Source organism: Escherichia sp. E4742 (assembly GCF_005843885.1).
Taxonomy (GTDB): Bacteria; Pseudomonadota; Gammaproteobacteria; order Enterobacterales; family Enterobacteriaceae; genus Escherichia.
The window spans coordinates 3,330,186-3,342,351 of record NZ_CP040443.1 but is presented as its reverse complement, the minus strand read 5'-3'; the positions used below and the strand labels follow the sequence as shown (position 1 = coordinate 3,342,351).

Genomic DNA, 12,166 nt, shown 5'->3' with positions numbered 1-12,166 from the left:
TATTTGTATTTTTCTCAACGATAGCCACATACCCCCTGTTGTTTAATAACGCTCACTACAATTATCACAGTTGCTCCTTAAATTAATTTTCATAAAAATCTTAGATTCCTTCTTCCGCTAAAATCCAATATAAAATTCACATGAGCCGCATTACTTTTCTGAACAAAAAACCACCAATCATATATTAATGTGATTTCCATACTTTTTCTTTATTTCACTTACATACAGCTTAGGATTATTAGATGTATTTTTTCTAAACGACATAAAAAAACCGCATTATCTCCACTTACAAACCACTAAAACCAATCAATGCAATGAACAACTAACACTTTAATAAATTTATTACATCTAATATTACATATATTCTTATTTAGTAACTTGCATGTTTGTGCCTTACAAGGCTTCAGGAAGAAAAACAGTGCAATAAAAAGCATCTCGCCATTTAATTTTTAAGGATAAAAGTGAGTGATATGAAATCAGCAAAAAAAGCTTATCGACACGGGCGATAGCCATTTCCACCATATTATTTACGCCAGTATCCTTGGCTATCACCCCACCTACAAATTCAGATAGTAATGTTGTCATTAATAATAATGAAGAGATAAAACTCATTGCGTCAGAAGGCTACGATCCCGGATGGGAGCATTTTAACTCATTGAAAGTAGGTGAAGACTCTAATGGTTCATTACTCATTGATAATCTTTCACTTACCACTTCAGCAGCCAGCATTGGTAATAATGCTGAAGGCTCCATCACTTTAACAAACCATACCAACTGGCAGTTCGACACCCCTACCTCCAATATTTTTTTAGGCACTAACGAAGGCTCCGGTACGTTATACGTGTTAGAAGGTAGTAAGATAAGTGGCCTGCAATCAATAAGAGTTGGTGAGTTTTATGGTGACGCCAGGGGGACGTTGGTTATTGATGGGGAAAACTCATCAGTCACCTCTAACACTGCTATTGTTGGCGATCAGGGAACAGGGAAAGTATCTGTTACTAATGGCGGTACACTCACTTCCCTGACTCAACTGAATATTGGGTATGTTAACGCCCATTCTTCTCTGTCAGCTAACCAGAGTAGTTATGGAGAAGTTCAGGTTGCCGATAAAAATTCAACCGTAAATGCCCCAAATATACTTCTTGGCGGATATAACACATCTTCTACTTCTGATACTACCGGAGTTCTCACTGTCAGCAACGATGGTGTAATCAATGTGAATTCATATATCTGGGTTGGTGTCTCCTCTAACGGAACAGGAATATTAAATATTGGAGGTGCGCAAGGTGAGGCTGCGCAACCTGCTGGTTCAATTAATACTCCCCGAATTTATTTAGGGGGGAAAAATGCGTCAACCACTTCAATATTAAACTTTAATCACACCAACGCTGATTTTGTTCTGACCTCATACATAGACGGTAAAGGCCAGGTTAACCAGGTAGGTTCCGGGACAACCACATTATCCGGCGCGAATATCTATACCGGTAATACTTATATTAGCAACGGAAGTCTGCGCGCTGGCACGGTTGATACTTTCAGCCCAAACTCCGATTATATTGTCGACAGCGATGGGCATCTCGATTTAAACGGTTATTCGCAAGCGTTAAATACTCTGGCGCTGGCTGGAACAGCAACGTTGTCTTCGTATGAACAGGGTCACGAGTTCACGCCGACCACACTGACCATTAACGGCAACTATGCTGCCAATGATGGCCTGTTAGTCATGCATACTGTATTAGGCGATGATAATTCCGTAACAGATAAACTCATCGTAAAAGGTGATACTTCCGGTAGTACCCGCGTCATGGTCAACAATGCGGGCGGTCTGGGCGCGGATACTCTGGAAGGGATAAAAATTGTAGAGGTTGACGGCCTGTCAGAGGGCGTTTTCAGTAAAGAAGGTCGTATTGTTGCCGGTCCCTATGACTACAACGTGGTAAAAAGCGACAACCAGAACTGGTTTTTAACCAGTGAAATTCCCGCAGGACCGTATACCCCTCCGGTACTACCTGTCATCCCGGAACCAGATCCTGAGCCACCTGTAACACCTGAGCCCCCTGTAACACCAGAACCGCCTGTGACACCGGAGCCGCCTGTTACGCCATCTGTTCCACAACCAGAACGAAAACATCTGTATCGCCCGGAAATTGGTAGCTATCTGGCCAATATTCAGGCGGCAAATACGCTGTTTAATACCCGGCTGCATGACCGTCTGGGGGAAACACAATACACCGACCTGCTAACCGACGAGCAGAAAGTGACCAGTTTGTGGATGCGTAACATTGGCGGACATAATCGCTTTAAAGATCGTTCGGATGAACTGAGTACCCAGAGCAACCGTTATGTTCTGCAACTGGGTGGGGACCTCGCGCAATGGAGCAGTAACGCACTCGATCGCTGGCATCTCGGCCTGATGGCTGGCTATGCCAACAGCAAGAGTCACACGCACTCCAGCCTGACCGGGTACAGCTCACGTGGGCAAATCGACGGCTACAGTGTGGGCGTATATGGCACCTGGTACGCTAATGAAGCAGACAAAACAGGAACCTATGTTGACAGCTGGTTGCTCTATAACTGGTTTGATAACACCGTCTCCGGCGAGTACCTGCCGAGTGAGAAATATCACTCTGACGGCATCACCGCCGCCATTGAAGCGGGTTATACCTTCCGTCTTGGTGAAAGCGCAGATGCGCGTACCAGCTACTGGCTGCAGCCCAAAATGCAACTGACGTGGATGGATGTGAAGGCAGACAATCATACGGAAGACAATGGCACGCTGGTTGAGGACAGCACCGAAGGCAACCTGCAAACGCGTCTGGGGGTGAAAGCGTATCTGCAGGGTCATCATGCTATTGATGATCATAAAGAGCGTTCTTTCCAGCCTTTCGTGGAAGCCAACTGGATTTATAACTCCCGCAATTACAGCGTGAAGATGGATGGCATCGGCGATGAGATCATCGGCGCGCGTAACGCAGGCGAGTTAAAAGCGGGGGTGGAAGGTCAGATTACTCCGCGTCTGCAACTGTGGGGTAACGTCGCCCAGCAGTTGGGCGACAACGGTTACAGTGATACCCAGGGAATGCTGGGCATGAAATATCTCTTTTAATGCCACTTTGCCGCCTGTCACGTACGGGCGGCACTCTTTTTAGATCCACGTTCTTTGTGAGCGCGCTCGCATTCAGTATAAATATGATGAAGTTAATTCAGCTTATTTATGGATGAAATCACTATGGATCCTTTGCACGCCGTATATAGCCCCTCCCGTTGTACAAGTTATTTTTCATCTGTGTAACGGAAGTTAGTTGCATTCGTATATCCGACCTCTCTTACGGTACCGTCGTACCCGGCCATGATGTGTGATTAGGCCAATACCCTGAAGCTAACAGTCATCATCAGGGTTGATTAATAAGTAGTTCAGCGGTTAGGAAAAACCTACAGAAAAAGGGAATATATTTGTATTTTTCTCAACAATAGCCGCATTTCTCCTGTTGTTTAATAACGCTCATGACAATTATCGCAGGTGTTCCTTAAATTAATTTTCATAAAAATCTCAAATTCTTGCTTCCGCTAAAATCCAATATAAAATTCACACAAACCGCATTACTTTTCTGAACAAAAAAGCCACCAACCATCTATTAATGTGATTTTCATACCTTTTCTTTATTTCACTCACATAAGGTTTGGGATTATTAGAGGTGCTTTTTTCTAAACGAAATAAAAAACCTAATTAACTCCAATTACAAACCACTAAAACCTATCAATGCAATGAACAACTAACACTTTAATAAATTTATTGTGTGTGACATTACAGATATTCTTATTTAGCAACTTGCATGCTTACGCCTTACAAGGCTTCAGGAAGAAAACCAGTGCAATAAAAAACATCTCGCCATTTAAATTTAAGGATGAAAGTGAGTGATATGAAATTAACAAAACATACTTTATCAACCCTGGCTATAGCCATTTCAACAATATTATCCACACCCGTATCCCTGGCCGTAACCCCACCCACAGATGCAAATAGTACTGTTATCATTAATAATGGCGAAGAAGCAAAAATCATTGCCTCTGAAGGTTACGATCCCGGATGGAATAATTTTACTTCTTTGACTGTAGGTAAAGACTCTAATGGCTCATTACTCATTGATAATCTTTCATTTATTACTGCTCATGCTACCGTAGGTAATAACTCTGAAGGTTCCCTCACTTTATCCAACCATACCAACTGGCAGTTTAATGCTCCCACATCTAACTTGTATTTGGGTACAAATGAAGGTTCCGGCACCGTATATGTATTAGAAGGCAGTAAGATAAGTGGCCTGCAGGAACTAAGGATTGGTGAATATTATGGTGATGCCAAAGGGTTGATGGTTATTGATGGAGAAAACTCATCAGTTTCCTCTAACGTTACTCTCGTTGGCGATCAGGGAACCGGCTATTTACGTATTACTAATGGCGGTACACTCACTACATCAGCTCAGATAGCTATTGGATATGCTTATCCAGGCAGTGGTGCATCAAAAAATCGTAATAGTTATGGCGAGGTTCTGGTTGATGGTAAAAATTCAACATTGAATGCTGAATATGTTTATCTTGGTGGATTCAGCCCAGATTTTGCTTTCAATACTACAGGTATCCTTACCGTTAATAACGGTGCAATAATCAATGCCAATTCGTTTATCTGGGTTACTCTCGCACCTGGCGCCACAGGCGTTTTAAATATTGGTGGTGCGCAAGGTGAGGCTGAACAGCCTGCTGGTTCGATTAATACGCCATTTATTCATTTGGGAGCCGCAGATGCTTCTTCCTCTTCGATAGTAAACTTTAATCACTCGAGTACCGATTTTATCCTGGCCTCACCTATCCAGGGCAACGGCCAGGTTAACCAGGTAGGTTCCGGGACAACCACATTATCCGGCTCGAATAACTATGCTGGTGATACCTATATAACCAAAGGCAGCCTACGCGCAGGTAAAGAAAATACCTTCAGCCCCAACTCCGATTATATTGTCGACAGCGATGGGCATCTCGATTTAAACGGTTATTCGCAAGCGTTAAAAACGCTGACGCTGGCTGGAACAACAATGTTGTCTTCGTATGAACAGGGTCACGAGTTCACGCCGACCACACTGACCATTAACGGCAACTACACCGCCAATGATGGCCTGTTAGTCATGCATACTGTATTAGGTGATGATAATTCCGTAACGGATAAACTCATCGTAAAAGGTGATACTTCCGGTAGTACCCGCGTCATGGTCAACAATGCGGGCGGTCTGGGCGCGGATACTCTGGAAGGGATAAAAATTGTAGAGGTTGATGGCCTGTCAGAGGGCGTTTTCAGTAAAGAAGGTCGTATTGTTGCCGGTCCCTATGACTACAACGTGGTAAAAAGCGACAACCAGAACTGGTTTTTAACCAGTGAAATTCCCGTAGGGCCATATACTCCACCGGAACTGCCCGTCATCCCGGAACCAGATCCTGAGCCACCTGTAACACCTGAGCCCCCTGTAACACCAGAACCGCCTGTAACACCGGAACCGCCTGTGACACCGGAGCCGCCTGTTACGCCATCTGTTCCACAACCAGAACGAAAACATCTGTATCGCCCGGAAATTGGTAGCTATCTGGCCAATATTCAGGCGGCAAATACGCTGTTTAATACCCGGCTGCATGACCGTCTGGGGGAAACACAATACACCGACCTGCTAACCGGCGAGCAGAAAGTGACCAGCTTGTGGATGCGCAACATTGGCGGACATAATCGCTTTAAAGATCGTTCGGATGAACTGAGTACCCAGAGCAACCGTTATGTTCTGCAACTGGGGGGTGACCTCGCACAATGGAGCAGTAATGACCTTGATCGCTGGCATCTCGGCCTGATGGCTGGCTATGCCAACAGCAAGAGTCACACGCACTCCAGCCTGACCGGGTACAGCTCACGTGGGCAAATCGACGGCTACAGTGTGGGCGTGTATGGCACCTGGTACGCTAATGAAGCAGACAAAACAGGAACCTATGTTGACAGCTGGTTGCTCTATAACTGGTTTGATAACACCGTCTCCGGCGAGTACCTGCCGAGCGAGAAATATCACTCTGACGGCATCACCGCCGCCATTGAAGCGGGTTATACCTTCCGTCTTGGTGAAAGCGCAGATGCGCGTACCAGTTACTGGCTGCAGCCCAAAATGCAACTGACGTGGATGGATGTGAAGGCAGACAATCATACGGAAGACAATGGCACGCTTGTTGAGGACAGCACCGAAGGCAACCTGCAAACGCGTCTGGGGGTGAAAGCGTATCTGCAGGGTCATCATGCTATTGATGATCATAAAGAGCGTTCTTTCCAGCCTTTCGTGGAAGCCAACTGGATTTATAACTCCCGCAATTACAGCGTGAAGATGGATGGCATCAGCGATGAGATCATCGGCGCGCGCAACATCGGCGAGTTAAAAGTCGGGGTGGAAGGTCAGCTTAATCCGCGTCTGCAACTGTGGGGTAATGTCGCCCAGCAGTTGGGCGACAATGGTTACAGTGATACCCAGGGAATGCTGGGCATGAAATATCTCTTTTAATGCCCCTTTGCCGCCTGTCACGTACGGGCGGCACTCTTTTTAGATCCACGTTCTTTGTGATCGCGCTCGCATTCAGTCATTTTTACTATAAATATGATGAAGTTAATTCAGCTTATTTATGGGTGAAATCACTATGGATCCTTTGCACGCCGTTTACCTGACCGTCGGACTGTTCGTCATCACCTTTTTTAATCCGGGGGCAAATCTTTTTGTCGTGGTACAAACCAGCCTGGCCTCAGGCCGTCGTGCAGGTGTACTCACCGGGCTTGGCGTGGCGCTTGGCGATGCCATCTATTCCGGGTTGGGATTGTTTGGGATGGCGACGCTCATTATCCAGTGTGAAGAGATTTTCTCACTCATTAAAATCGTCGGCGGCGCTTATCTTTTATGGTTTGCCTAGAACAGTATGCGCCGACAATCAACACCACAGATGAGCGCATTACAGCACCCGCTTAATGCTCCCTGGTATGTATTTTTCCGCCGTGGACTCATTACCGATCTCTCTAATCCACAAACAGTTTTATTTTTTATCAGTATCTTCTCAGTGACGTTAAGCGCAGAAACGCCGACCTGGGCGCGGTTTATGGCCTGGGCGGGGATCGTGCTCGCATCTATTATCTGGCGTGTATTTCTTAGTCAGGCGTTTTCTTTACCCGCCGTGCGTCGTGCATACGGGCGTATGCAGCGCGTTGCCAGTCGGGTTATTGGTGCGATTATTGGTGTCTTTGCGCTACGGCTGATTTATGAAGGAGTGACACATCGGTGAGCTGATAATTGTAACCAACCCAATTGAGAAATTGGACCGCCATCGAGGCCTCGAACCCCGTACCATACAACAATCCTGGTTGTCGTCTGCTCTTCCTGATGAGCTAATGGCGGTTTTTTGATACGAACCTTACAGCATATTTTCTGTCAGGCCCTGGTGCGATGCATAAGATACAGAAACTGCCCTACGCGAACATGACGGAATTATGATTTTTTTCATATGAATGTCAACTCATACATTCACAAAATATCTTTATTGATCATTTAGCAAGCAATGCTGAGTTTATGTCGGCTGATCACTTTACACAGGCAGCGAACTCTTGCCCCTGCCCTGAATGTTGTCGCTCTCTTAGTGCCGGAGAGCGACGTGATATGCAGCACTGCACGCTATATTTAATTTTTCAGTCCGTTAGCGTGCCATTATCAATCACAAAGCGATATTTCACATCGCCGCGCAACATTCGCTCATAGGCTTCGTTAATTTGATCGGCCCGAATCATCTCTATATCAGCAACGATGCCATGTTCGGCGCAGAAGTCGAGCATCTCCTGAGTTTCCGGAATGCCGCCAATCATCGAGCCGGCAATTGAGCGACGTTTCATGATCAGGTTGAAAACCTCCGGCGACTTATGCGGCGTTGCGGGAGCACCAACCAGCGTCATGGTGCCATCGCGTTTCAGCAAAATCGTAAAATCATCGAGATTATGCGGCGCAGCAACTGTATTTAAAATGAAATCGAAACTCTTCACATGGGCCGCCATTTCATCGGCATTACGCGAGTTAACGACTTCATCAGCCCCCAGGGCTTTTGCCGCTTCGCGTTTTGATTCAGAAGTGGTAAACGCCACCACATGCGCCCCCATCGCGTGGGCCAGCTTGATCCCCATATGCCCCAGACCGCCAATGCCGACCACGCCCACTTTTTTACCTGGCCCGGCCTGCCAGTGGCGCAGCGGTGAATAGGTCGTAATGCCTGCACACAGCAACGGCGCAACGGCGGCAAGCTGCTCTTGCGGGTGGCGAATACGCAAAACGTAACGCTCATGAACAACAATTTGCTGCGAATAACCGCCCAGAGTATGGCCCGGCTCGTCTGGCGTCGGCGCGTTATAGGTCCCTGTCATGTGGTCACAATAGTTTTCCAGCCCGTCTTCACACTCTTCGCAGTGTTTACAACTGTCGACAATACAGCCGACGCCCACCAGATCGCCCGGCGCATGTTTTTCCACCTGATCGCCAACGGCCACCACGCGCCCCACAATTTCATGGCCTGGCACGCAGGGATAGACCGTCCCCGCCCATTCCGAACGGACCTGGTGGATATCGGAATGGCAGACACCACAATAAGCGATTTCGATTTTGACATCATGCGGCCCCGGTTCACGTCGGGTGATGTTCATCGGTTCCAGCGGTTGTTTAGCGGAATATGCACCAATAGCTTTGATCTTCATTGCGTTTACTCCTGGTTAGCTATGTGTGTTTGGCGATGCCTGATATGTCATCGCGGCAAAACGCGTCCATTGAATATAGCCAATATTTAAGTCGCCCGATCCAGCCCCAACATACCGCGTACCTGAATCAAACAGAGCAGTGACGTTCCCCACAGGGCCAATAGAGGTGTTTTTTGTCATGCGTAAAAGCGCAAAATAAATAAAACTGGCGATATATATGTTGGTTTTTGAGCGCAGATAAATTAATTATCTACACAATGTCAATAAGGGCATACTCTTCGAAGATAACGTCCATTTCTGGCGAATAACTTCCTTCCGCCTCGAAAAAACGACGGTGTTCATTACGCCAATATTTAAGACTGAGATCACCTTCGCCTTCCTTACGAGCAAACTCTTCAGTGACATCAGAAAAGCGCAGTAAATGCAGGCCAATAATTCTGATAACACAAACAGGCTCGCCCGCGCTATTTTGCACAATCTTATACTCACCAATCATCGGAAACGCGTTGTCCTCAATACATCCCGCCAGCGAACCACAGGAAGCAGTTTTAACACCAGTCGCAATCAACGTTGCGAGGTGATCGGCCAACGCTGCTGAATCGCCAAAAGTACAACAGGAAGCATGAGGATATTTTTGTGAGATATTTTCTTCTATGGACATGGGAATATTTACGCAATCATGGAAAAATAAATCACATCATAATTACTCTTGATAATAATCAGCAAGAGTATTATTGGTTTATCTACGTTTAATCTTTTTTATCCGAAGCAGGTCACATTTATGGCTTGATAAATATCTTTGTTAAAACTCTTTTTTTGTGTATTTCTCTCAAATAATCCCCTAAAAATTATGCCTGGAGATTATAAAGTTCAGGATGATTCATTAGCAAACCACTGCCGACACACTCATATTCAGATAGCCCCACTCACTGGGGCTTAAATCTCTTACTATTCACCGTTGCAGACATATCAAATGCGTATCAACCTGCCACACTCCCCCACACCAGTTGTCCTTTATGGAACGTCGCCGTTCTCGGCGAGATACGCGCCACTGCCTCGGCAGAACAGGAGGCGTCCACCAGCACAAAGCTGGCGTCATCCTGCGCTTTAGGCCAGACACGCTCGCCTTTTTCATTCAGCGGCAACACATCACCAGTGGCTAAAAACAGCGAGCGGGACAAATTCTGTTCGTTAGGACGAATATAGAGCTGCGCATACAGATTGGCTTTTTCCAGCATGTCGCCCAGGCCGTAAGGCGACCAGTGGTCGATAACGCTGTCAGTGCCAGTCATCACTTTTACGCCTTTGTCGTGCAGCTGTTTAAGCGGCATATGTAACGTGCCAATCGGCACCGTCGAAGCGATAGAAATTTGCTGCGCCACCATCCGGTTCGCCAGTTCATCTACCTGTTGCTCGTTGAGCGTTGCCAGCGCAAAAGCGTGACTGATGGTCAGTTTGCCTTTCAGCTGTGGCGTTTTCTCCACCGTTTCAACCATATAATTGATGGCTGCCACGCCCGCCGGAGTGGTTTCGTGCAGGTGAATATCGACGCCTTTGTCGTAGTCCAGCGCAATCTGGAACATAGTATCGAGGGATTTTTCCATCGCGCCATCGACACTGGACGGGTCCAGCCCGCCGACGTAATGCGCCCCTGCCTGCATCGCTTCACGCATTAAGGGTTCCGATTTCGACAGCAGCAAACCGTGCTGCGGGAAGGCGACAATTTCACACTCGAAGCCCGCCTGACGTCGCGCCAGCACCGCCTGCAAATTTTGCAGATTTTTCAGGCCGGAAACCGGTTCAATATTGCAGTGGCTGCGGGCAATGGTGGTGCCTTTCGACTGCAATAAATCGATCAGTTTTTCCGCCCGTTCCTGCGTGTACGGTTGTAACTCCGGCAGCATTTTCTGCTCGAGTTTGATCATGTCCTGGATGGTGGTGCCTGCCGGACGATTGAGCGAGCGCCACGGCCCGCCGTAAAAGGTTTTGTCGAGATGAATATGCATGTCGCGGGTGGTGGGCAGCATCAACTTACCGCCAGCGTCATAGTGCGGCAGCGTGGCGTCCGGATGCTGTTTGTTCTCGTGCAGGGCAACAATTTTGCCGTCCTGAATCTCCACGGTCTGGCGCGCCGTGCGGGTCTGTACCGCCACGCCATTTTCGTAGTCAAATCCAGTTTCCAGCAGCACGTTGTCGAGATAGTAGTGCGGGTCAGTGATTTTCATGGTGTTATTCGCTTCGCAGTTTGTGATGCCAGAGACCGCCGCATGGGCAAGCGGCACAGAGGTACCAAACAGCGCGGCGGCGGTGACCATCTTACCGCTCTGACTCAGAAACTCACGGCGGCTATTGCTTTCTTTCATCTTACGTCCTTACGTTTTAATAATATGGGTGCCCGTTTCACCGCGCAGCGCCGCAGGCAGGCATTCCGGCGTGGTGATAATCACTTCTTTGCCGCCCTGTTCCAGGAACGTCAGGCTGGCGATGATTTTTGGCAACATGCTGCCGGGCGGGAAATGCCCTTCCTGCATATAGCGGGTCATGGTGGCAATATCCACCCGATCGAGCGCCTGCTGCTGGGGTTTGCCAAAGTGAATGCACACCTTTTCCACGCCGGTAGTGATCACCAGAATGTCGGCGTGAATTTCACGGGCCAGTAGCGCAGTAGAGAGATCTTTGTCGATAACCGCGTCCACGCTTTGGTAATCCCCCGCTTCACTGCGCACCACCGGAATGCCGCCGCCGCCCGCGCCGATGACCACAAAGCCTTGTTGGATCAGTGCCTTAATGGCAGGCGCTTCGACAATACGTTTCGGTTCCGGCGAGGCGACTACGCGGCGATAGCCCCGTCCGGCATCTTCAACAAAACGCCAGTCAGGGTTTGCCTTTTGTAATTGGTCACGCTGGCTTTCACTGAAGAATGCACCGATAGGCTTGGTGGGATGGGCAAACCCCGGATCGTTATTATCCACTTCCACCTGAGTCACCACAGTGACGGCTTTTTTCTCGCCGTGACGCGCCAGCCGGTTGTTCAGCGCCTGTTGGATCAGATAGCCGATGCCGCCTTGTGTATCCGCCACACAGTTCGCCAGCGGCGTTAAGGGCAGCCCTTCGCGCTCGTGGGCAATCTCCGCGCGGCGTAAATCCAGCCCGACCTGCGGCCCGTTGCCGTGGGTCAGCACAATGTCGTAATCGGAAGCCAGCATTTCCAGCACCGTATCGGCGACGGCTTTCACCGCCTCCGCCTGATGCTCAATCGACTGGCTGGCGTTATCTTTGATAATGCTGTTGCCACCAATGGCAACGACCACAAGTTCTTTCATGTTGTTATGTCCGCGACAGAGGGTGATGGGGTTATGACCAACGCCAGACTGC

At 48.0% G+C, this 12,166-nt stretch carries 7 protein-coding genes and 2 pseudogenes; 3 read left to right on the top strand and 6 right to left on the bottom strand.

Going from position 1 to position 12,166, the window contains the following annotated elements; translation table 11 throughout:
* Window positions 1-393: 393 nt before the first annotated feature.
* The gene (locus FEM44_RS25610) at window positions 394-612 is read right to left on the bottom strand and encodes a hypothetical protein (protein ID WP_138159091.1); all 219 of its coding nucleotides are present in this window, start codon (window positions 610-612) and stop codon (window positions 394-396) included.
* On the opposite strand from FEM44_RS25610, the gene FEM44_RS16215 reads away from it, so the two are divergent.
* From FEM44_RS16215 to FEM44_RS16205, 3 genes and pseudogenes are all read left to right on the top strand, one after another.
* Window positions 506-3,106, top strand: coding sequence for an autotransporter outer membrane beta-barrel domain-containing protein (locus tag FEM44_RS16215; protein WP_138159089.1), 2,601 nt, complete (start codon window positions 506-508; stop codon window positions 3,104-3,106). The genes FEM44_RS25610 and FEM44_RS16215 overlap by 107 nt on opposite strands.
* Before the next feature lie 814 nt (window positions 3,107-3,920).
* On the top strand, window positions 3,921-6,575 hold the full coding sequence (locus tag FEM44_RS16210) for an autotransporter outer membrane beta-barrel domain-containing protein (RefSeq protein ID WP_167850646.1): 2,655 nt from the start codon (window positions 3,921-3,923) through the stop codon (window positions 6,573-6,575).
* Window positions 6,576-6,708: 133 nt separating this feature from the next.
* Window positions 6,709-7,341, top strand: a pseudogene (locus FEM44_RS16205) (LysE family transporter).
* 24 nt (window positions 7,342-7,365) lie between these two features.
* Here FEM44_RS16205 and FEM44_RS26040 read toward each other — a convergent pair.
* The 5 genes and pseudogenes from FEM44_RS26040 to FEM44_RS16185 all read right to left on the bottom strand — a co-directional run.
* Window positions 7,366-7,513 (bottom strand): annotated as a pseudogene (locus FEM44_RS26040) (hypothetical protein); the annotation flags it as partial.
* A 228-nt stretch (window positions 7,514-7,741) separates the two neighbouring features.
* Entirely contained in the window at window positions 7,742-8,791 is a 1,050-nt protein-coding gene (yahK, locus tag FEM44_RS16200; RefSeq protein WP_130224219.1) for an NADPH-dependent aldehyde reductase YahK, read from the bottom strand.
* Window positions 8,792-9,041: 250 nt separating this feature from the next.
* A complete protein-coding gene (locus FEM44_RS16195; protein WP_135521356.1) occupies window positions 9,042-9,452 on the bottom strand; it encodes an ASCH domain-containing protein in 411 nt (136 codons plus the stop codon).
* Between the two features lie 319 nt (window positions 9,453-9,771).
* Window positions 9,772-11,154 carry an amidohydrolase family protein gene (locus FEM44_RS16190; protein ID WP_135521354.1) on the bottom strand — a complete coding sequence of 461 codons (1,383 nt, stop codon included), beginning with the start codon at window positions 11,152-11,154 and terminating at the stop codon, window positions 9,772-9,774.
* Window positions 11,155-11,163: 9 nt separating this feature from the next.
* Window positions 11,164-12,114 (bottom strand): carbamate kinase family protein, encoded by a 951-nt coding sequence (locus FEM44_RS16185; RefSeq protein ID WP_135521351.1) that lies wholly within the window; start codon window positions 12,112-12,114, stop codon window positions 11,164-11,166.
* Window positions 12,115-12,166: the final 52 nt, after the last annotated feature.